This window comes from Amycolatopsis sp. WAC 04169, from assembly GCF_003947535.1.
Lineage (GTDB): Bacteria > Actinomycetota > Actinomycetes > Mycobacteriales > Pseudonocardiaceae > Amycolatopsis > Amycolatopsis keratiniphila.
Map to the genome: position 1 here is coordinate 216,671 of NZ_QHJI01000011.1, position 20,249 is coordinate 236,919.

Consider the following 20,249-nt stretch of genomic DNA (forward strand, 5'->3'; position numbering starts at 1 on the left):
GGTCGTGAGTGGCGAGGACGGTTCTAACCGTCTTTGCCACTCACGACCCCATCGAAAAGCCCGCCCGGACTTATGACGCGAACTAATCGACTCAGGGCTCTAGTCGACCTCGTCGCTTCGCCGGTCGTGGTGATCCAGCAGCTTCGACAGCAGTTCGGTGAACCGCTTCCGCTCGTCGGGCGAAAGCGGTGCCAGCAGTTCATCCTGGCGTTCGGCCAGCTGCTTCTCCAGCCGCCGTAGCTGCCGCTTGCCCGCCGTGGTCAGCGAGACGACGTTGCGCCGCCGATCGGCCGGGTCCGGGGCACGCTCGACCAGTTCGCGTTCTGCGAGCTCGTTGATCGTCGCGACCATCTCGCTCACGTGGATGCCGCTCCGGCGGCCCAGCGCCGCCTGGCTGGCGGGACCGAACTCGTCCAGCGTCGCCAGCACGCGGTAGTGGTAGCCGCGGGCGTCGGCCGCGGAAAACCCGTCGGTCACCAGGCGATGCGCGTGGTTCGCGGTCTGGGTGAGCAGCCAGCTGGGCAGCTTCCGCCAGCCGCCACGCGGCTCCTGCGAGGGGTCGTCCATGTGAGGAGCCTAACGAATCGTTGGGCGTCCGAACGATTGCGGTATCGTTGGGTCACCAAACGTTTGGTTACCCAACGACTTGAGGAGCCGCATCGTGATCAAGCCCTTCCGCATCGACATCCCGCAGGCCGACCTCGACGACCTCGCCGACCGGCTGGCCCGCACCCGCTGGCCCAACGAGGTCGCCGACGCGGGCTCGGACTACGGATTCCCGCTCGCCCGGCTCAGAGAACTCGCCGAGTACTGGCGGACCGGCTACGACTGGCGCGCCCAGGAAGCCGAACTCAACAAGCTGCCGCACTTCACCACCGAGATCGAAGGCCAGAACATCCACTTCGTGCACGTCCGGTCGGCGAACCCGGACGCACTCGCGCTGGTTCTCACCCACGGCTGGCCCGGCTCGTTCCTGGAGTTCCTGAGCATGATCGAGCCGCTGACGCGCGATTTCCACCTGGTGATCCCGTCGATTCCGGGGTATGGCTTCTCCGGGCCGACCCACGAACGCGATTGGAGCGTCGAGCGGATCGCCCGGGCCTGGGCCGAGCTGATGCACCGTCTCGGCCACGAGCGCTACGGCGCCCAAGGCGGCGACTTCGGCTCAGGTATCTCGACGGCGCTCGGCGCGGTGGCACCGGAGCACGTCGTCGGCGTGCACGTGAACTACCTGCCGACCAGGCCCGCTCCCGAGGCCGGCATCGAACTGTCCGAAGAGGACGAAGCCCGCCTCGACAAGGTGAAGCAGCTCATGGCGAATCGTCCGCCGTATCAGGCCTTGCAGGTCGCCACCCCGCAGACCAACGGCTACGCGTTGACCGATTCGCCGGTCGGGCAGCTGGCGTGGATCGCCGAACGCTTCGCACAGTGGACGGACCCGCGCACGCCGGTCGACGACGACCGGATGCTCACCGACATCTCGCTGTACTGGCTGACCGCGACCGCGGCCTCGTCCGCGCGGCTGCACCACGACGCCGGGAAGGTGGACATCCCCTGCCGCGTGCCGCTCGGCGTGGCCGTGCTCCCGTACGACATCACACGATCGGTGCGCCCGCTCGCCGAGCGGTTGTTCGACATCAGGCACTGGTCGGAATTCGAGCGCGGTGGCCACTTCGCGGCCATGGAGGTTCCGGACCTGCTCGCCGCGGACGTCCGGGAGTTCTTCCTCACCCTCGGTCGATGATCCATCACCCCGCGGGAAGGTCTGCGGCCTCGACCGATCTCCGGTCTTCGAGAACGCGCTGCTTCGCGTTCTCGATGTGCCGCCGCATGGCGGCCGCGGCCTCCTCGGCCGCCCCCGCCACCAAAGCGGCATAGACCGCACGATGCTCCTCCGCCGCCAGGCCGGGCGCACCCCTGGCAGAGCCGAGCTTCGCGAAGAACCGGAACCTTTGCACCTGGCCCCCGAGCGATCGGTAGGCCTTCTCCAGGAACGGGTTGTCCGCCTGAGCGGCGATGAGCAGGTGGAACCGTTCGTCGATCGTCCAATAGGCACTGAAAGCCGCCGTGTCGGGCGACGTGGCGGCGCCGGCGAGGTCCTCGACGCTCTCCAAGACCGCATCGAGGAACTCAGGGGTCGTCCGGCGGGCGGCCTCGTATGCGAGCGCGGGTTCGAGGACCAGACGGGCGTCCATCAGCTTGATCAGCTCGAACTCGGTGAGCAGCGGGGCGACCCGGTAGCCCTTGAGCGCTTCACGACGGACGAGCCCGGTGTGCTCCAGCCGCGCCAACGCCTCCCGGAGCGGCGTCTGACTGACGTCGAGTTCTCGTGACAGCGCACCGATGTTGACCGGTTCGCCCGCGGACCATCGGCCGTCGGTGAACTGACCCAGCAGCACCTCGTACATCCGATCGGCGAGCGGTTGCCGTCCGGACTTCCGCGGGGAAGCCATGTGTCCCTCCTTAGTCGCATCACGATATCCCGCGCGGCCGGGAGGCTTGATCTTGCCTGACTATAGTATTGACACGAATCCTATAGTATTTGCATCAGGCCGCCCCGAACAGGAGAAACGAACCGGATGACCATGCGCGTACTCGTGACGACCTCGTATCTGCAGCCCGGCGGCGAGGTCGACAAGCTGCTCTCGGACGCGGGTTTCGACACCGTCTTCACCACCCCCGCGCAGCGCGAGGCCACCGCCACTCCCCTGGCCGACCTCGTTCGCGACGCCGACGGGATCGTCGCGGGCACCGACGCCTTCCCTGCCGACGTCATCGAAGGAGCGACGCGGCTCAAGGTGTTCGGCCGCTGCGGAGCCGGTTACGACAACATCGACCTCGACGCGGCGACCCGAGCCGGCGTGGCCGTCACCTACACCCCCGGCGCGAACCGCCGGTCGGTCGCCGAGCACGTCCTCGCGCTCATGCTCAACTGCGCCCGCCTCATCCCCCAGAACATCGCGAGCGTCCAGGCGGGCCACTGGGAGCAGCGCAGCGGACGAGAACTCGACGGCGCCGTGCTGGGCCTGATCGGGCTGGGATCGATCGGCAAGACGGTGGCGCGGCTGGCGCTCGCGCTCGGAATGCGGGTCGTCGCCCACGATCCGTACCCCGACAGCGACTTCCTGGCGGAGACCGGCGTCGAGGCACGCACCTTCGACGAAGTCCTGGCGGAAGCAGACTTCCTCAGCCTCCACCTCTTCCTCGACGACTCCACCCGTCACCTGATCGACGCGTCCGCACTGCGGAAGGTCAAGCCCGGGGCTTTCCTGATCAACACCGCGCGCGGCGAAGTGGTGGACGAGGAGGCTCTCGCCGACGCACTGGAGAACGGCGTCCTGGCGGGCGCGGCCCTGGACGTCCTCACGGAGGAACCCTTGCCACTCGACAGCAGGCTGCGCGGGCTCGACAACGTCGTGATCACCGCCCATATCGGAGCCGCGACGGAACAGGCCCGGTCCCGCTCCAGCCTGATGGCCGCCCAGCAGGTGATCGACGTCCTCCAGGGACGCGCCCCGGCCAACCTCGTCAACCCCGGCCACGAGACGGCGGAGCGCCGATGATCCTCCACAACGGACTCCGCTTCGCCGCCAACCTCAAGTGGCTGTTCACCGAACTCCCCTTCGAGCAGCGTTTCGACGCGGCAGCGGCGGCGGGCTTCACGGCCGTCGAGTACGCCTCGCCGTACTCCTTCCCCGCCACCACGCTCGTCCGGCGTCTCGCCGACGCCGGCCTGACCCAGGTCCTGATCAACTCCCCGACCGGCGAACCCGGCTCCCCCGAGCGGCTCGGCTACGCGTGCCTGCCCGGCCGCACCGCCGAGTTCCGCGCGGGTGTGCGGCTCGGCCTCGAGTACGCCGTGAGCCTGAACAGTTCGTTCCTGCACCTGCCCGCCGGGATCCGGCCCGCCGGCGTCTCGCGTGACCGCGCCTTCGCGCACTACGTCGCGAACGTCGCATGGGCCGCGGACCAGGCACGGGACAGCGGCGTCCGGCTGCTGCTGGAGGCACAGAACAAGCAGGACGCGCCCGGCTTCGTCCTCGACGACCAGGCACACGCGGCCGCGGTGTGCGACGCGGTCGGTGAGCCCCACGTACGCCTGCTCTTCGACGTCTACCACGCGTCCATCGACGAGAAGGACGTCGTCACGGCGCTACGGGAGTTCCTGCCCAAGGCGGCCCATCTGCAGCTCGCCGACTCACCCGGCCGGGCCGAGCCCGGTACCGGCGGCATCCCCTGGACCGACGTCTTCGACACGCTCCGATCCGCGGGATACGACGGCTGGATCGGCTGTGAGTACAGGCCGGCCACCGGCACCGAAGCAGGTCTGAGCTGGATCAAGGAGCACAGCCGATGAACCCCCGCATCGCGTTGATCAGCGCCACCCCGGCCGCGATCCCACCCGCCGTGACCGCCCTGGAGAAGGGATTTCCGCGAGCCCGCCCCTGGAACATCCTCGACGACCGGCTCCTGACCGACGTCGGTGAGCACGGCCGCACGCCCGCTTTGGACGATCGGATGCGCCGTCTCATCGACTACGCGGTCTCCGGCGGCGCCGACGGTGTCCTGCTCACGTGCTCGCTCTATGGCGAAGTGACGAAACAGGTCGACACGCCGGTCCCGCTGCTCGCCCCGGACGAGGCGGCCTTCGACGACGCGCTTTCCAGCGGTCGCACCAGGATTCTCGTGGTCGCCTCGCTGGCCACGGCATTGAGCGACTCGACGGCACGCTTCGAGCAGGCGGCACGCGACAAAGGGATCCCCGTCGAGGTCGGCGGACTCCTCGCGTCAGGCAAGCTCGTCGAGACCTGCCAGGAACGAGCCCGCGGTTGGGACCTCGTCCTGCTGGCCCAGTATTCGCTCGCCCCGGCCGCGGACGAGCTGTCCACCGCACTCGGCATACCTGTCGTATCCGGGCCCCGCAGCGCCGCCGCGAAGCTGAAGGCGGTGATCGGGGGATGACCGTCGTGCTCGGCGCGATCGCCGACGACTTCACCGGCGCGACCGACGTCGCCGTCGCCTTCCGCCGGGGAGGACTGCGCACCGTGCTGTTCTTCGGTGTCCCGCCCGAAGGCGAGGTGACACCGCCGCACGACGCAATCGTGATCGCCCTCAAGAGCCGCGCGATCCCGGCAGCGGAGGCGGTCTCGACGTCCTTGCGAGCGCTGCGATGGTTGCGGAATCGGAAAGCAGAACAGATCTACTTCAAGTACTGCTCCACTTTCGACTCGACGCCACGCGGCAACATCGGCCCGGTTCTCGACGCGCTTTCGCAGGCGCTGTCACCTGCAAGGGTCCTGACGACGCCCAGCTCACCCGAGCACGGGCGGACGCAATACCAGGGCCATCTCTTCGTCGGTGACGCCCTCTTGGCCGAGTCGCCCATGCACGACCATCCCACGACGCCGATGACGGACTCACACCTGCCCCGGCTGCTGCGAGAACAGACCACCACACCGGTCGCCCTCGTCACGCACGACATCCTCCGGCGCGGCGAGACCGCCGTACGTGAAGCGATCGACAGCAAGAGCGGATACGTACTCGTCGACGCGCTCACCGAAGAGGACCTGCGCCTGCTGGGCCGGATCGCGGCCGACTCGCCGCTCGTCGCGGGCGCGGCGGGCCTCGCGGCCGGGCTCGCCGCCGCACACGCCTCCATGACGCCTCCTTTGACCGACACGTCTCCTCCGAGCGGACCGGCGGCCGTCCTGTCCGGAAGCTGCTCGGCACGAACCCTGGAGCAGGTCGCCGTCATGAAACGGCTCGGACGTCCCGCGCATCGCCTCGATCCGGTGGCGACGCCGGATCCGGAGGCGCTCGCGGCGGGCGCACTCGCCTGGTACGACTCCCTGACCGAGCCCGGGCCGCTCGTCTACTCCTCGTCGAGCCCGGCGGATCTTCGCCGCACGCAACAAGAACTGGGTGTATCGCGAGCCGCCGCGATCCTGGAGAAGGCGACCGGGCTGATCGCGGTCGGTCTCGTCGAGCGCGGTGTGCGCAGGCTCGTGGCCGCCGGCGGCGAAACCTCCGGCGCGGTGGTCACGGCGCTCGACGTCCGCGGTGGCGTCATCGGTACCGAAGCCGCTCCCGGCGTGCCGTGGATCCACCCGGTCGAGGACCGCCGGCCCGCGCTGCTGCTCAAATCCGGCAACTTCGGCGATCCGGACCTGCTCGCGACGGCGTCCGGCTCATGAGCACCGACCGGCTCCACCGCGAACGCGTCATCGCAGCGGCCAGATCGCTGTACGACCGCGGACTCACCCACGGCCGCACGGGCAACATCTCGCTGCGCTACGGCGAGCAGATCCTCGTCACGCCGACCGGAGCCTGCCTCGGCACCATCCGCCCCGGGGATCTGTCGGTCATCGACGCCGACGGAAACCACCTCGCCGGACCACCGCCGTCGAAGGAAGCCTTCTTTCACGCGACCGTGCTGCGACAGCGGCCGTCCGACACCGCGGTCGTGCACACCCACTCGACGCATTCCGCCGCCGTATCGTGCTTGGCCGATCTCGACCCGCACGACGCCCTTCCGCCGCTGACCGCCTACTTCGCGATCCGCGTCGGCCGTCTTCCGTTGCTCCCCTACCACCCGCCGGGGGATCCAGGCGTGGCCGAGCCGATCGCCCGCGCCGCCGCCGGACATCCGGCACTGCTGCTCGCCAACCACGGCCCGGTGGTCGCCGGAACGAATCTCGACACCGCCTTGGACACCCTCGAAGAACTCGAGCACACCGCGGAGATCTTCCTGCTCCTGCGAGGCCGTGCCACCCGGCCGCTGACCGATCGTCAGCGCGACGCCCTCCACTCCCCACCCGCCCGAAAGGACATCCCATGATCAGCCTCTTCAGCGCACTCTCCGTCAAGAAGCCGCTGGACGACGTCCTGCTGACCACGTTCGAGTCGAAGCACGCCGTCGACGTCGAGGTCACGTTCGATCCCACCACCATCCTCGTCGAGAAGATCCGCGACGGCGCCGAGCCCGACGTGGTGATCGCCGTTTCCACCGCCTTCGCCGGACTGGAAGCCGCAGGCGCGGTCACCCCTGATTCCCGCGTCGTACTGGCGAAAAGCGGTATCGGCATCGCCACCGCGCCGGAACTCGGTGATCCCGACATCGGCACGGTGGACGCGCTGCGCACGGCCCTCACCTCGGCCCGGTCGGTCGCCTACTCCCGGAGCGGCGCGAGCGGGATCCACTTCGCCCGGTTGCTGGAAGACCTGGGCATCGCCGACGAGGTGAACGCGCGCGCCACGGTGGTGGAGAAGGGCTTCACCGCGCTCGCCGTCACCGACGGCCGCGCCGACCTCGCGGTCCAGCAGATCAGCGAACTGAAGTTCGTCCCGAGGGCACGGATCGTCGGCCCGCTCCCGGACGGAGCCCAGCACTACAGCGAGCTCTCGGCCGCGCTCGGCCGCTCGGCCCCGCCCGAAGCCGCCGAACTGCTGCGGTTCCTTTCCGGACCGGAAGCCAGGGCCGCTTACCGCGAAGCCGGCCTCGTCACCGACACCACAGCACGGACCCACGCGTGAACGCGATCCTGGCGCTGGTCGCGTTCATCGCCGCCATCGTCGTGTGGAACGCGGTCTTCAAACGCAACATCGGCGAAGCGATGGTCGTCGGATTCCTGGTCACCGCCGCCTTCGCGGGCACGGACTTCTTCGCCGTCGCCTGGGAAAGCCTGGTCGACGGGCTGAAATCCGAGATCACCTTCGCCGCGCTGGCGTTCGTCTTCGTCAGCGAACTGCTCACCAGGACCGGGCTGGTGCAGCGGATGGTCGACATTCTCAGTTCGTTCCTCGGGCGCCGCCGAGGCGGGTCGGCCTACGCCGCGACCGTCGCTTCGGGACTGTTCGGCGCGGTCGCCCACAACGGTGCCGCGATCGTCGCCACGGTCGGGTCGATCACGATCCCCTGGATGAAAAGGTCCAAGGCGAGCGGCGAGACCGCGGCGCTGGTCCTGTCCGGGAACGCCGGCGTCGGCGCCACCTTTCCCTTCAGCGGCGCTTTCTTCATCCTCCTGGCCGCACCGACCGTCTTGCCGGTGCTCACCGCGGGCGACATCGTCGCGACGATCTTCGTCACCGGCGCCTGGATGGTGGGGATGCGGCTGATCATGGCCTACGTCATCGTGAAACGCCGCGGCGTACAGGCGATGGAGCCGCAGGACATCCACCCGCTGCGCGCGTCGTTCAAGGCAGGCTGGCCGTCGCTGGTCGTCCTCGGTTCGATCGCCGTCCCGATCCTGCTCACCGCCCCGCCGACCGCGGATGTCGTCTCGGCCCGTATCGGCGTCGACGCTCCGGACGCGATCCCGCTGCTCATCTGGCTGCCGATCGTCATGCTGCTGGTCGGCCTGCTCGTCGAGCGCAGGTTGCTGCCGAAGGGCCGGGAACGATGGTGGGAACTCTTCGGCGCGGTCGGTCCCAAACTCGGTCTCGTCGGAGTAACCATGATCTCCGCGTTCGCCGCGTCGAACGTGCTGAAGACACTCGGCCTCGACGATCAGCTCAAGCCCTACCTCGAAGGGCTCACCGGGGTCTCTCCGCTGGTGGCGGCGATCGTGGTCGGTGTCGTCATCGTGGTCGTCGCCGGGCCGCTCAACACGACGTCCACGGTGGCCGCCGTCGGCCCCGTGGCGTTCGCCGCGCTCACGGCCGCGGGCATTCCTCCGCACGTCGCCTTCGCCGCGATCCTCGTCTGGGCGTCGTCCGAAGGATGCTCGCCGCCCGGCGCCGCGCCGCTCTACGTCGCGGCGGGCATCGCCGAGATCAACCCGGTACGGATCTTCGTTCCGGTCGTCCTCTACTACCTGTTGCCCACCTTGTTGTTCGGCGTACTGATGGCCGTCGGCTTGCTGTGGCTTCCTGGAGCGTGATCGCCGTGTACCGGATCCTGCTGGCCGCGACCCGTATCTGCCTGTTCGTGTTCCTCCTCGGCGGCTTCCTGGTCGTCGCCGGGCAAACAGTCGGCATCATCGTCGGTTCCGGGCCGATCATGACGACGTTCGGCACCGATGTCGCCGACAACGTCTGTGTCGTCGCCGGGATCGCGGGCATCCTCGCGTTTCTTCTGCTCTACACGAGGGAGGGACGGGAAAACGCACCTGATGCCGAGGAATGAGCGCCCTCTATCCCGGCGTCAGGGCGTGTTTCCCGGCACGACGAGCCCCGCCTCGTACGCGACCATGACCGCTTGCGCGCGATCGCGAACGCCGAGTTTGGTGAAAACCCTGCTGACGTGGGATTTCGCCGTCTGCTCCGCGATCACCAGCGCTTCGGCGATCTCCACGTTCGAGAGGCCACGCGCGATCAGCCTGAGCACTTCGGTCTCTCGCGCGGTCAGCTCGGCCACGAGGGAGTGACCCGTGTGAGCCGAGGCGTGGGTGCGGGTGAACTCGCCGATCAGCCGCCTGGTGATCGTCGGCGCGAAGAGCGCGTTGCCCGCGGAGACCACCCGGACGGCGGTGACGAGGTCGTCCAGCGGCGAGTCCTTGAGGAGGAAGCCGCTGGCGCCCGCCCGAAGCCCGCCGAACACGTACTCGTCGATGTCGAACGTGGTGAGGATCAGCACGCGAACCTCCGGCAGGTCCGCCACGATCCGCCGGGTCGCCTCGAGACCGTCGAGTTCGGGCATGCGGACGTCCATCAGCACGACATCCGGTTCGAGTTCGGTGCACAGCGTGACGGCGGTGTTCCCGTCGGCGGCCTCGCCGACCACCCGGATGTCGTGCTGCGCGTCGAGCACCGCGCGGAAACTCTGCCGGACCATGGTCTGGTCGTCGGCGATGACCACCGAGATCACGGTTCCAGGCGCCCCTCACGATCGAGTGGAACGGTCAGGGCGACGCGGAAGCCGCCGTCCGCGCGCTCCCCTGCCTCAAGATCAGCCGCGAGCATAGCGGCCCGCTCCCGCATTCCCACCAGACCGTGCCCGCGACGCGGCGGCTCGGTTCTCTTCGGACCGTCGCCGGGGCCGTTGTCGATACGGAGCCGGACCGTCCCCGGGCCGGCCGTGAGTTCCACGGAGATCGCCGCTCCGGGAGCGTGCTGGATGGCGTTGCTGAGGGCTTCCTGCACGATCCGGAACACCGACAGCGCGACCCCGACCGGAACGGTGTCGAGGTCGCCACGCAGATCGAGCTCGCACTCGGTGCCGGCGGCCTTGACCCCGTCGACGAGTTCGACCACCTTGCCCAATCCCGGCTGCGGAGCGACCGACGGCACGTGCTCCTCGGCCCGGAGCACCCCGAGCAGCCTGCGCAGTTCGGTCAGGCCTTCGCGGGCGGTTCCGGCGAGGTCGGCGAACTCCTGCCAGATCTCGGCTTCGCGATCGGCCTTGCCGTGATCGGCGAACCGGAACCGCGCCGAGTCGGCGCGCAGTGCGAGCACGGACATGTGGTGTGCGACCACGTCGTGCAGTTCCCGCGCGATGCCCGCGCGTTCCTCCAGCAGGGCCGCCCTGGTCTCCTCGGCGAGCCTGCGTTCCTGTTGCGCCGCGCGTTCTTCTTCGGCGAGCCTGCGCTGATGGACCGTGTTGCCGAGGAAGAACAGGATCCCGCCCAGCAGCACGAGCAACGCCGCGTCCCGCCAGTCACGGAGGAACGGGGCGGCGGCAGCGAACGAGATCAGTCCCGCCCAGGCGAGTTGCGGCTGATCGTTGCTCTCCCCCACCAGGTAGAAGACGAGCGCCGCGGTGACCGCGAGACCCGGCGCCCACGGCCAGCCCCAGGATTCGGCGATTCCGGGCAAGGTCAGTGGAGTGCTCACGATGCCGACGATCAGCAGGCGCCATCCCCACAGCGGCGAGCGCACCGCCAGCAGACACGGCAGCACGGAGATGAGGACGTTGAACGTCTTCGCGGGCCCCGGCACCGAAACGGTCGAGAACGTGACGAAACCCGCCCACAGCCCGCAACCGATGAGCGTGAGAGCGCGCAGCCAGCGCAACCCCGCCGATCGCTTCGGCGGGGCATCCGTTCCGGCGTAGGCCGTGTAGCGCAGGGCATCCCGCCACACCCGCAGGCGCTGTCGGTCGATCATCAGGCGTCACCCTACCTGCAGATCGACTCACCGTGCGTAGTCAGAATTGCATGGCACTGAGTGCCAGAAGCTGCTCAAGACTCGTTCAGGGCCGCGTTGACCTTGGCGATGACGGCGTGCAGTGGCGTCGCCGTGGTCATCACCGCCACCACCGTCGTTTCGTCCGAGGGCTCTTCGACCCTGAACGCGTCGATCACCAGCGCGAAGGCCTCCGCCGCACTGGCGGCGATGTCGTCCTGCCCGCCACTGCGCAGCCAGCGCCGCAGCACGTGGTTGTTCGCGGCCGCGATCGCCGCCGCGGCCACCGCCGCCCGCAGGCTCGCCGTCTCGTCGCCCTGCTCCGTGAACCGCGCCCGCAGATAGCGGGCGAGCACGCGCTGATAGCGGTCGACGGTCGCGACCTCCTTGTCCCGCAAGGAGGGAACCGTTCGCGTCAGGGTGAACCGCTTGAGCGAGACGTCGAGCTCCGCGGCGTAGGAGTCGAGGACCAGGCCGACGGCGGAACAAGCCACCTCCACCGGATCGCGATCCGGCTCCGCGGCGGCGAACGTCTCCTCCATCTCGGCCACGATCTCGTCGTGGTTGGCGAAGAGCACGTCGTCCTTGGCGTCGAAGTACCGGAAGAACGTCCGGCGGCCGACCCCCGCGGCCGCCGCGATCTCGTCCACGGTGGTGGCCTCGTAGCCCTTGGCCACGAAGAGGTCCACGGCCGCCGCGGCGAGCGCGCGGCGCAGGCGGCGCCTGCCCGCGGGGGTCGCGCCGGCGCGGGTCACCGGGGCTCGGCGCGGCGAATCGGTCATAGCGGGACGGTAGCAGCCACTTGCTAGTGGCACTGAGTGCCGTTACGCTGTGCGGAGTCCCTCACTCCCCGCTCGGAAGGCGCCGACGATGTCGCTGGACCACCAAGTGCTTCCGGTCGAGTCACGCTCGATCCGCCCCCGCGGCGACGCCTTCTACGGGCGCCTCTTCGGCTGGTCGCTGAAATGGCGGGGCCCGCAGCCGTTCCTGGTGCTGGAAGGCGGGATCTGCGCGGTGACCCTGCCCAAGATCAACGGGGCCCAGGTCCTCTCCCGGCTCGCCGACACCGGCTGCGGAGGTCCCGCCATGGCGGTGCTGACCCAGCAGGGTCCGCGCGTGGCCATCCTCGCCGAGACCGACGGCCTGATTCCCCCGCGGATCTCGCTGCCCCAGCACGTCGAAGTACTCGCCTGGGGCACGCTGCTCCCCTTGCCCACCGACTCCGGACGCGCCGAGGCCCACGCGGAATGGCTCTCGGCGCCGGATCCCCGGGAGCGCTGGCTTCCCAGTCTCGGCGCGGTCCTCTCCGCCGTCCGGCCGAGGTAGCGGACGCGGTTCACGCCGCCACCGACGCCTGCGCGGAAACGAGGAGGGCGCCGCCGTCCGATTCGGACAGGGTGATCTCGAGGGTCGCGCCTTCGGCCAACGGTGGCAGGTCGCTCAAGGTCACCCGGCCGATCAGCCGTTGCCCGCGGCGCGCGGGCGCCACGCCGGAGCGCCGGACCTCGATCCCCGTTCGGTGCCACACGCGGACACTGCCCGCCGTCGCCGTCCGGCCACGCCACCGGTTTCCGCACCAGGCCGCGAGCGCGGCCCCCGCCGTGTTGCACAGGACGTCGTCCAGCGAACCCACGCGGCCGGCGTCCTGCCAGACCTGAAGGCATTCGATCGACACGGACACCAGGAACGCCGACAGGATGATCCGCGGCACGGGTTTCGCCCAGCCGAAACGCATCGGCACCAGGATCGCGAGTGGCATCAGCAGGAAGACGTTGCCCGCCAACTGGATCAGGGCGAGTTCCGGGCGGTCGCTGAAGACGGGCAGGACGTCCGCCAGCAGGTGAAGACTCACCGACGAACCGTGTGCCGCCGTCGGTGCCGGCACGAAAACGATCAGAAGAACCGCGAAAAGCGCTGCCAGCAAAGCGAAATCCAGTGCGACCACGGCCAGGCCGCGCCGTTTTCCGTTCAGGCGCGCGATGAATTCGGCGACGCCCGCACCGGCCGCGGCGACGAGCAGCGACCACGGTGCGGCGTCGAAGAATGCCTGCCACCACCATCCCATGCACTCCCCTTTCGCCGATGATCGTCTTCGGCGAGGGTGGCAGCATCGTGAAGGCCAGACAAGAACCCCGGCTATTGTCGGTGAATTACTACCATCCGCGTTGATACTTCACGGACTTCGATTGTCACGGCCGTGCGGTCAGCGCGGGGCCGATCCAGCGGCGGACCATCGAGCGCAACCGCTCGTCGGTGTGCGCCGGTGTCGACGGGTATTGCAGGAACGACAGGAACAGCCGCATCAGCATTTCGGCGAGCCCCTCGAAGTCCTCGTCGGTCGTGACGCCCACCGCCGCCCAGTCGACCGGCACGTTCCGGAGGATCCGCGCGCCGAGCGCGAAAGACTGCGCCGAAGTGACCGCGACGGTGAAGACGTCGGCCTCGCCCGCTTTCAGGAGCAGGCCGAGATACGGCTCGTCGGGGACCGCGCGGACGCCGAACACCACCGATTCCACGGCGACCTCGGCGGGGTCGGCGAAGGTGGCCAGATGCCGTTCCATCCGTCCGGCGAACTCCTCGACCCGGTCCAGCGCGACCGCGCTGAGGATGTCCGCGAGGCTCGGGAAGTAGCGGTAGACGGTCTGCCGGGTCACGCCCGCTTCCGCGGCGACGTCCGAGAGGCTGGTCTTGGCGAGACCGACCCGGTCGATGCACGCCGTCGCCGCCTCGACGATCCGGCGGCGCGCCTCGCGCTCGGTTCCGGGCGGGTTCCCCCGCCATCCGTGGTGCCCCATGCGTCTCATCTTCCCCGAACGGAGAATCTCAGACGGTGGCAGGTGCCGCGCGGCGCACGCGGTACAGCGCGGTCAGCATCAGCCCGGCGGTCACGAAGCAGGCCAGTGCGTACAGGCCGCTCCCGGTCGAGGTGCCGTTTTCGATGACGCCGCCCACCCACAGCACGGCCATCCCGCCCAGATAGACAGCGGGATAGAACCGGGCGAAGGGCGTCAAAGGCTCTTCGGGACTGCTGTGCCGGACGAAGATCCAGATGCCGGCCAGCCACAGCAGGGCCAGCTCGACGCCGAGAACCCACGCCTGCGCGGTCACGTTCCCGTCGAGCAGGCTCGACGGGAGCCCGGCGATCGCCATGCTCGGCGGGGTGAGGACCCCGGCCAGAGCGATGCGCGCCGCCAGTGACCACCCTCGCCGCGCCCCGCCCGCCAGCCGCACGACCAGATAGGTCATCGCGCCCATCGACACGGAGGCGAAGAGCAGCATGCTGGTCATGGGCACCGAATCCAGCGCCGGGTGGTTGACGATCCGGTTGTTCCCGTTCCAGGCCCACCATTTCACCTGCGGCCCGAGATGATCGAAGACCTCGTAGAAGACCTGACAGGCGAAGGCGACGGCCACCGACCCGATCAGTGCGCCGCGGGCGCGGAAGATGCCGAGTGACCGGACGAGTTCGTAGGCGAGCTGGCTGATCATCGGGTAGAACGCCACGATGTAGAGCGGGAGCCGATCCCACATGAACTGCACGGTGAACCGGTTGTGGGCGAAGATGAAACCGTACTGGCGCTCCAGGCCGAACCACTCCGGGAAGTACAGCGGCGGTTCGATGACGAAGAGATAGACCAGCGAAGCGCACCACAGCGCCAGATTCGTCGAGTCGCCCTGGCGATGCCTCCGGATGGCGTGCACCAGCGCGAACACGGCTCCGCCGACGACGAGCAGTTCCAGCAGCGGCATCGTCCAGTGAGCCTCCGCCCACGGCGCGCGGATCGAGAGCCACGGGGAGACGTCATGGCAGTCGAAGCCGAGCTCGTGGGTGACGGCTTCCGCGTCCGGTCCGCAGACGGCGCTCACCGGGAGACCGCCGCTTCGGCGGCGCCGCCTTTCGGCGAGTAGTCCGTGACCGGGGGTTCGGCCCGGGCGTCGAAGTCGAACGGGACCCGGTGCCGCCCCAGCGCGGCCCGGATCCGGTAGCGCACGAGCCCCGCGATCACCCGTGGGTTCGTCATCATGTCGCGCAGCGATTCGTCGAGGTTGAACACCTTCGCGAAGTGCTCGTCGACGACGTCGTCTTCGCGGGCGGCACCGACGATGAGCCGGAACGCCGGGCCGGACACGGCTTCGAGCAGCCGTCGCCGCCACTCGGGTGCCTTTTCGGTGCCGACCGCGCAGGCGTAGCCCTGATCCCTCGCCATCGCCAGGCTCCACGGTACGTTGAGCAGCTTTCGTTGCGCCGCAAGGAATCGTGCCGAGAATTCGGGGCCGAGACGCTCGGCGCGGGAAAGGTGCTCGCGCAACAGCAGTGCCGAACCGGCGGCGGAACTGATGCCCTGCGCGTAGAACGGGTTGAACGCGCAGATCGAGTCGCCGACGAACGCCAGGCGCTTCGGCGGGGTGCGGAGCCGGTCGTAACGGCGCCACTTGTTCCCGGTCGAGCGGGTCAGATGCACCTCGGAGGTCGGGGTGGACCGGTCCATCGCGGCCGCGAACAACGGCGCCCGCACCCGGCGGGCGGACTCGACGAACGCCTCGGTGGTGCGCGGCATCTCCAGCCCCCACGAGCCCATGCACGCGATGACACGGTTGTCCTCGATCGGGAAGAAGTTCACCAGGAACTCGTGTTCGTCCGGATGCGCGCCCTTGTCGGGGGTCGGCATGATCACCAGATGCCGCCACCACCAGGACGGGGGCCGTTCCTCGGGTGAGGGCAGGTCGTACCAGCGCGAGGTATAGGTGACTTTGGCGTCGAGGGTCCGTACTTCCGGTTCGGGCCAGCCCGCCGCGGCGAGCCAGGCGGCGACGGAGGAACCGCGGCCCATCGCGTCGACCACGAAGTCGGCGGCGATGTGCTCGTCGCGCTCGGCGAGGGTGACCCCGGTGACCTCGCCGTCGCGGGTGGTCAAGCCGCTCACCGCGACACCCTCGCGGATCACGACGTTGGGCAGCTCCCGGACCTTGTCGCGCAGCACGCGTTCGATGAGGATCCGCGAGCCGTAGATCATCGTCATCGCGCTGCGTTTCCGCGCCGACCAGCCTTTTCCGTCGAGATACGCCGCGTCCATGGACGGCATCAGATGCAGCCCGCCCGCGGCGATGAGGTCGTCCTCGAAGCCGGGGAACAACGCGCCGATCGCACGGCGGCCCGAGTTCAGCAGGAAGTGCGGATGCTTGCTCTGCGGTACGCCGCGCCGATGTTCGGCCCCGGCGGGCAGCTCGTCGCGTTCGAGCACCAGCACCTGGTCGAAGTACGGGGCGAGGGCTCCCGCGGTGCAGAGTCCGGCGGCGCTGCCACCGAGGACGACGGCGGTCTTGCCGAGTCGCATGCGGACCAACTCCCAGCGTCATTCATACAGATTGACATTGGCTGTATGAATGTATGAATCTGCGCCTGAGGCTGTCAAGGGCCGCACGCCGGCTCCGGCAAGGACAAGCGACGTCCTCACCACCACGGCGCCACTCCGCTCGGTGACGCGGTCGAGTCGACGATCAGGGGCCGGTGAACGCCCTGAGCTTTCTCGACCACACCGGTTCAGTAGCATCGAGGCATGAACAAGCGCTTAGTCAGTCTCGGCGATTCCTTCACCGAGGGCGTCGGCGACGAGGACCCGTCGTCCCCCAACGGCGTCCGCGGCTGGGCCGACCGTGTCGCGGGCGCGCTCGCGGCGAACCACCAGGACTTCCGTTACGCCAACCTCGCGATCCGCGGCAAGCTCCTCGGGCAGGTCCTCTCGCAGCAGCTCGGCCCGGCGCTCGCGCTGAACCCGGATCTCGTGACGCTCTACGCCGGCGGCAATGACCTGATGCGGCCGAAGGTCGACATCGACGCCCTCCTCGAGGATTACGACGCCGCGGTCGGCAGAGTGGTCGCCACCGGGGCGCGGGTCATCCTGTTCACCGGCGTCGACGGGGTCGAAGACGCGTTGTTCCGCACGATCCGGGGTCGCGTCGCGATCTACAACGAGCATGTCCGCGGGATCGCCGCGCGCCACGGTGCGCTGCTGGTGGACATGTGGGCGATGCGCCAGTTGCGGGACAGGCGACTGTGGGCCCCGGACCGTCTGCACCTGAACTCGTTGGGGCACAACGAGATCGCCATCGCGGTGCTCGACGCGCTCGGCGAGCCGCACAAGCTGACGCCCGCCGTGCTCGGGCCGCGGCCGTCACTGAGCCCGCAGGCCCGGCGAACCGAAAACCTCCAGTGGGGCAAGGCGCACGCCGTCCCGTGGATCAAGCGCAGGCTGCGTGGCGAGTCCTCGGGCGACGCGCTCTTGCCGAAGCGGCCGACGATGGAGCCCTACGCCTGACGCGGCCGAAGCCCGTCGAAGAGGATGCAGATCGTCCGGGCCCGGAACTCGGGCCCGGCATGCTCCGCCGCCTTCGCGGTTCCGATGATGACCGCGATGAGTTCTTCGACGCCGACGTCCTTGCGGACGTCGCCGGTGTCCTGTGCCCGGCGGAGCAGCACGCCGAGCGCGTCCTTCAGGCGGACACCGATGACCGGCCCCGCCGACGGCACGCTGACACCGGCCGCCGACAGGGCTTCGAAGTAGGCGTTCTTGGCGCCGGACAACTCGATCCAGCCGGTCAGGAAGCCGAAGAACGCGGCGCCCGGGTCGGGTGAGTCGGCGGCCACGGTGGCCTCCGCTTCGTCGACGAAGCGGTGGAGGCGTGCGAAGAGCACCGCTTCCAGCAGCGCTTCTTTTGTCGGAAAGTGCCGGAACACCGTGCCGACGCCGACGCCTGCTTCGCGGGCGACTTCTTCGGTGGGCGCACTGGTGCCTTTGGCCGTGAAGACGCGCTCCGCGGCCTCCAACACCCGTGTGCGGTTACGGCGGGCATCGGCTCGGAGCGGTTTCTCGTCCGTCACAGCGGGGATCCTAGACCCGTTGTCGAGTGCCTAGTCGGGCATCTCGTCCAAGACGCGGGCGAGGGCCTTCGGGACCCCGGTGCGCCAGCCGCCGCCCATGATCCGGCGTGACATACGTTGGAAATCGTCGTCGGGGTCGAAGCCCTCGTGACTGAGGAACAGCCGAGTCCCGTGCCCCTCGGGTTCGAGCCGCCAGGTGACCGTCCACTCCGGACCCCAGCTGATGCTGAGCAGCCGCTCCGGCTCCACGGCCAGTACTTCGCAGGCGACCGGGCCGCCCGCGAATCCCGCGGCGGGAACCGGATCCGCGAGCAGGTGGAACCGGTGTCCCACGACGGGTTTGATGTCGTTCGGCATCCGGAGCCAGCGCTCCAGCAGATGCGGTTCGGTCAGCGCGCGCCACACCTTGCGCGGCGGATGCGCCAGGAACTGGTCGACGTGGACGGCCGTCGGATCGTCGTCGTTCAGAAGTCCTCCTCGTCCAGCAGGTCGCGCAGGTTGCCTAGTTTGCCGCGCCAGTACCGCTCGTATGGCGAAAGCCAGTCGGAGACTTCTCGCAGCGGCGCGGCGTCCAGAGAGTAGACGCGGTTGCGGCCTTGCCTCTCTTCCCGGACGAGCCCCGCCTCGCGAAGCACACGAAGGTGTTCCGACAGGCTCGGCCGCCGCATGTCGAAGCGTTCGGCGATCTCCCCCGCCGCCCGCGGACCGTCGAGAAGGATGCCCAGCACTTCGCGCCGGGCCGGATTGGCGAGTGCGGCGAAGACGTCGTCGTTGACCGGCACTAGCGCGGCCAGTTCCCGTAGCCCGAAGCTTCGAGCAACCCCATGGCATTGCCGTCAGGATCCTTCAGGGATGTCACCCGGCCCCAGGGCATCTCCTCCGCGTCGTCGACCTCGACGCCTTGAGCGCGGAGCTCCGCGATGTCGGCGTCGACATCCGTGGTGCTCAGCTGGAAGTGCACACGCGTGTCGTGGTCCAGCCCGCCGACGGGGCGATCCACGAGAACGATCCCGGTGTCCGCCCCCTTGGGGCCGACCATGACGAACGGACCGTGCGGGCCGCTGACGTCGACGAGCAGATCGAAGCCGAGCTTGCCGAGATAGAAGTCCCGCGCCTCGGTCAGGTCGGAGACCGGCACGGTGAGGAACTGGATGCGGTCGATGTTCATACCGCCGACAATACGTAGGAGATTTCCTACATGTCAAACCTCGGCGCCATCGACGGAGAGGAACATCTGGGCGACAAGAGAACCGGGCCCGTCGAACGTTCCCGGCCGCCGGACCATTCCGGCCATCTCCAAGGCGTCCACGACACTCCAGATCAGCTCGTGCGCCGCCACGACCACACTCGCCTGCGGCAAATCCCTCACCAGCGCCGAGACGATCTTCCCCGCGATCCTCAGGCCGCTCTTGTGCACAGGATCGGAATCCTGTCGCCTGATGACCGGGATCGTCGGCCTCCCCTCGTCGTCGAAGAGTGTCCAGACCTCCCCGCCGTCGACCACGAGCGCTTCTCGCGGAAGGCTTCCGCGGGAAACCGCGCGTAACGCCGACCGCAGGGCCGGGGCTTCGGCGAGCCGGTTCAAGGCCCGCACCGTCTCGTCGGTCCAGACCATCGTCAGCTTGACGCCTGCTTCCTTGATCTCGTTGGTGCCCATCGCGCCTTCGCGCGGCGGGTAGACCGCCCAAAAGGCACCGTTCCAGTAGGGGCGCTCGACGCTCAGCTCACCGGAAGGGAGGAGGCCGTCCGACCGGAGACGGTCCCAGATGAGGCCGTCGATCACGTAGCCGAAGAGCACTCCGTAGGTAAAGCGGGCCAGTCCCTGGTCGATCAGAACGTCGGCCAGGGCGGTCACATCGGTCGCGATCTCGGCCGCGACCACCTCGGCGAGCTCGGCCATCCGAATGCGCAATCCGGCCGTCTCCTCGGATCCGAGCACGGGAAACGTCGTCTCCAGCCGTTCACCTTCGACGGCGATGAGGTGATACGCCCGCAACAGTGCGATCTGACTGTCCAGCGGATCGATTCCGTGTTGCCGCAGCTCGGTACGGGTGACGCCCAGGCGTGCACGGAAAAGGAGGCGGCCGTTGTCGTCCATCTTCACGACATGATGCGGAGTGCTACGCGCACCGAGACAAAAGCAGTGCAGACCCCATTCGGCCAGGTCGTCGGGATCATCGCCGAAGTCATCCATGAGCGAAGACCTATCACATCAGCTCCTGTACAACCTCGACATAAATAGAGGTCCAGGGTTCGTGACCAGTGCCGCAACGCCTTGAGTTCGCCTATGGACGAACTTTTAGCGTCG

25 protein-coding genes are annotated in these 20,249 nt (G+C 68.7%); 11 read left to right on the forward strand and 14 right to left on the reverse strand.

Features of this window, described 5'->3' with window-relative positions:
- Positions 1-99: 99 nt before the first annotated feature.
- Positions 100-567: a MarR family winged helix-turn-helix transcriptional regulator gene (locus DMC61_RS30500; RefSeq protein ID WP_125693464.1), complete on the reverse strand. Its 468-nt coding sequence runs from the start codon at positions 565-567 to the stop codon at positions 100-102.
- A 94-nt stretch (positions 568-661) separates the two neighbouring features.
- Between DMC61_RS30500 and DMC61_RS30505 the strand changes: the two genes are divergently transcribed.
- Positions 662-1,744 (forward strand): epoxide hydrolase family protein, encoded by a 1,083-nt coding sequence (locus DMC61_RS30505; RefSeq protein ID WP_125693466.1) that lies wholly within the window; start codon positions 662-664, stop codon positions 1,742-1,744.
- Positions 1,745-1,748: 4 nt separating this feature from the next.
- Here the strand turns inward: DMC61_RS30505 and DMC61_RS30510 are convergent, their stop codons facing one another.
- Positions 1,749-2,453, reverse strand: coding sequence for a GntR family transcriptional regulator (locus tag DMC61_RS30510; protein ID WP_125693468.1), 705 nt, complete (start codon positions 2,451-2,453; stop codon positions 1,749-1,751).
- A gap of 126 nt (positions 2,454-2,579) precedes the next feature.
- Between DMC61_RS30510 and DMC61_RS30515 the strand changes: the two genes are divergently transcribed.
- The 8 genes from DMC61_RS30515 to DMC61_RS30550 are packed head-to-tail and all read left to right on the forward strand — an operon-like array spanning position 2,580 to position 9,124.
- Positions 2,580-3,563 carry a phosphoglycerate dehydrogenase gene (locus DMC61_RS30515; RefSeq protein WP_125693469.1) on the forward strand — a complete coding sequence of 328 codons (984 nt, stop codon included), beginning with the start codon at positions 2,580-2,582 and terminating at the stop codon, positions 3,561-3,563.
- On the forward strand, positions 3,560-4,357 hold the full coding sequence (locus DMC61_RS30520; protein ID WP_125693470.1) for a hydroxypyruvate isomerase family protein: 798 nt from the start codon (positions 3,560-3,562) through the stop codon (positions 4,355-4,357). Before DMC61_RS30515 ends, DMC61_RS30520 begins: the two co-directional genes overlap by 4 nt.
- The gene (locus DMC61_RS30525) at positions 4,354-4,962 is read left to right on the forward strand and encodes a hypothetical protein (RefSeq protein WP_125693473.1); all 609 of its coding nucleotides are present in this window, start codon (positions 4,354-4,356) and stop codon (positions 4,960-4,962) included. Before DMC61_RS30520 ends, DMC61_RS30525 begins: the two co-directional genes overlap by 4 nt.
- Positions 4,959-6,194, forward strand: coding sequence for a 3-oxo-tetronate kinase (otnK, locus tag DMC61_RS30530; RefSeq protein ID WP_125693475.1), 1,236 nt, complete (start codon positions 4,959-4,961; stop codon positions 6,192-6,194). The genes DMC61_RS30525 and otnK overlap by 4 nt, the downstream gene beginning before the upstream one ends.
- Complete coding sequence (otnC, locus tag DMC61_RS30535; RefSeq protein ID WP_125693477.1) at positions 6,191-6,838, forward strand: 3-oxo-tetronate 4-phosphate decarboxylase; 648 nt, start codon at positions 6,191-6,193, stop codon at positions 6,836-6,838. Before otnK ends, otnC begins: the two co-directional genes overlap by 4 nt.
- Entirely contained in the window at positions 6,835-7,533 is a 699-nt protein-coding gene (locus DMC61_RS30540; RefSeq protein ID WP_125693478.1) for a substrate-binding domain-containing protein, read from the forward strand. Before otnC ends, DMC61_RS30540 begins: the two co-directional genes overlap by 4 nt.
- On the forward strand, positions 7,530-8,879 hold the full coding sequence (locus DMC61_RS30545; RefSeq protein ID WP_125693480.1) for a TRAP transporter large permease subunit: 1,350 nt from the start codon (positions 7,530-7,532) through the stop codon (positions 8,877-8,879). The genes DMC61_RS30540 and DMC61_RS30545 overlap by 4 nt, the downstream gene beginning before the upstream one ends.
- On the forward strand, positions 8,876-9,124 hold the full coding sequence (locus DMC61_RS30550) for a hypothetical protein (RefSeq protein ID WP_233595017.1): 249 nt from the start codon (positions 8,876-8,878) through the stop codon (positions 9,122-9,124). Before DMC61_RS30545 ends, DMC61_RS30550 begins: the two co-directional genes overlap by 4 nt.
- An 18-nt stretch (positions 9,125-9,142) precedes the next feature.
- Here the strand turns inward: DMC61_RS30550 and DMC61_RS30555 are convergent, their stop codons facing one another.
- The 3 genes from DMC61_RS30555 to DMC61_RS30565 all read right to left on the reverse strand — a co-directional run bounded on the left by DMC61_RS30555 (position 9,143) and on the right by DMC61_RS30565 (position 11,843).
- Complete coding sequence (locus DMC61_RS30555) at positions 9,143-9,805, reverse strand: response regulator transcription factor (protein WP_125693482.1); 663 nt, start codon at positions 9,803-9,805, stop codon at positions 9,143-9,145.
- The gene (locus tag DMC61_RS30560; RefSeq protein WP_125693484.1) at positions 9,802-11,043 is read right to left on the reverse strand and encodes a sensor histidine kinase; all 1,242 of its coding nucleotides are present in this window, start codon (positions 11,041-11,043) and stop codon (positions 9,802-9,804) included. Before DMC61_RS30560 ends, DMC61_RS30555 begins: the two co-directional genes overlap by 4 nt.
- 74 nt (positions 11,044-11,117) lie before the next feature.
- The gene (locus DMC61_RS30565) at positions 11,118-11,843 is read right to left on the reverse strand and encodes a TetR family transcriptional regulator (protein WP_125693486.1); all 726 of its coding nucleotides are present in this window, start codon (positions 11,841-11,843) and stop codon (positions 11,118-11,120) included.
- An 88-nt stretch (positions 11,844-11,931) separates the two neighbouring features.
- Between DMC61_RS30565 and DMC61_RS30570 the strand changes: the two genes are divergently transcribed.
- Positions 11,932-12,387: a glycogen operon protein GlgX gene (locus tag DMC61_RS30570; RefSeq protein ID WP_125693488.1), complete on the forward strand. Its 456-nt coding sequence runs from the start codon at positions 11,932-11,934 to the stop codon at positions 12,385-12,387.
- Between the two features lie 10 nt (positions 12,388-12,397).
- Here DMC61_RS30570 and DMC61_RS30575 read toward each other — a convergent pair whose 3' ends face one another.
- The 4 genes from DMC61_RS30575 to DMC61_RS30590 all read right to left on the reverse strand — a co-directional run bounded on the left by DMC61_RS30575 (position 12,398) and on the right by DMC61_RS30590 (position 16,397).
- Positions 12,398-13,126, reverse strand: coding sequence for a VanZ family protein (locus DMC61_RS30575; protein ID WP_125693490.1), 729 nt, complete (start codon positions 13,124-13,126; stop codon positions 12,398-12,400).
- A gap of 124 nt (positions 13,127-13,250) precedes the next feature.
- On the reverse strand, positions 13,251-13,856 hold the full coding sequence (locus DMC61_RS30580; protein WP_125693492.1) for a TetR/AcrR family transcriptional regulator: 606 nt from the start codon (positions 13,854-13,856) through the stop codon (positions 13,251-13,253).
- A 28-nt stretch (positions 13,857-13,884) separates the two neighbouring features.
- Complete coding sequence (locus tag DMC61_RS30585; protein WP_125693494.1) at positions 13,885-14,928, reverse strand: hypothetical protein; 1,044 nt, start codon at positions 14,926-14,928, stop codon at positions 13,885-13,887.
- Positions 14,925-16,397, reverse strand: coding sequence for an NAD(P)/FAD-dependent oxidoreductase (locus DMC61_RS30590; protein WP_125693496.1), 1,473 nt, complete (start codon positions 16,395-16,397; stop codon positions 14,925-14,927). Before DMC61_RS30590 ends, DMC61_RS30585 begins: the two co-directional genes overlap by 4 nt.
- Before the next feature lie 222 nt (positions 16,398-16,619).
- On the opposite strand from DMC61_RS30590, the gene DMC61_RS30595 reads away from it, so the two are divergent.
- Positions 16,620-17,378 carry an SGNH/GDSL hydrolase family protein gene (locus DMC61_RS30595; protein WP_125693498.1) on the forward strand — a complete coding sequence of 253 codons (759 nt, stop codon included), beginning with the start codon at positions 16,620-16,622 and terminating at the stop codon, positions 17,376-17,378.
- Here DMC61_RS30595 and DMC61_RS30600 read toward each other — a convergent pair.
- The 5 genes from DMC61_RS30600 to DMC61_RS30620 are packed head-to-tail and all read right to left on the reverse strand — an operon-like array spanning position 17,369 to position 20,135.
- On the reverse strand, positions 17,369-17,941 hold the full coding sequence (locus tag DMC61_RS30600; RefSeq protein WP_125693500.1) for a TetR/AcrR family transcriptional regulator: 573 nt from the start codon (positions 17,939-17,941) through the stop codon (positions 17,369-17,371). The genes DMC61_RS30595 and DMC61_RS30600 overlap by 10 nt on opposite strands.
- Before the next feature lie 30 nt (positions 17,942-17,971).
- The gene (locus DMC61_RS30605) at positions 17,972-18,460 is read right to left on the reverse strand and encodes an SRPBCC domain-containing protein (RefSeq protein WP_255431688.1); all 489 of its coding nucleotides are present in this window, start codon (positions 18,458-18,460) and stop codon (positions 17,972-17,974) included.
- Entirely contained in the window at positions 18,406-18,723 is a 318-nt protein-coding gene (locus DMC61_RS30610; RefSeq protein WP_038513714.1) for a metalloregulator ArsR/SmtB family transcription factor, read from the reverse strand. The genes DMC61_RS30605 and DMC61_RS30610 overlap by 55 nt, the downstream gene beginning before the upstream one ends.
- On the reverse strand, positions 18,723-19,109 hold the full coding sequence (locus tag DMC61_RS30615; protein WP_125693502.1) for a VOC family protein: 387 nt from the start codon (positions 19,107-19,109) through the stop codon (positions 18,723-18,725). The genes DMC61_RS30610 and DMC61_RS30615 overlap by 1 nt, the downstream gene beginning before the upstream one ends.
- 33 nt (positions 19,110-19,142) lie before the next feature.
- Positions 19,143-20,135: a hypothetical protein gene (locus DMC61_RS30620; protein ID WP_125693504.1), complete on the reverse strand. Its 993-nt coding sequence runs from the start codon at positions 20,133-20,135 to the stop codon at positions 19,143-19,145.
- Between the last annotated feature and the right edge of the window lie 114 nt (positions 20,136-20,249).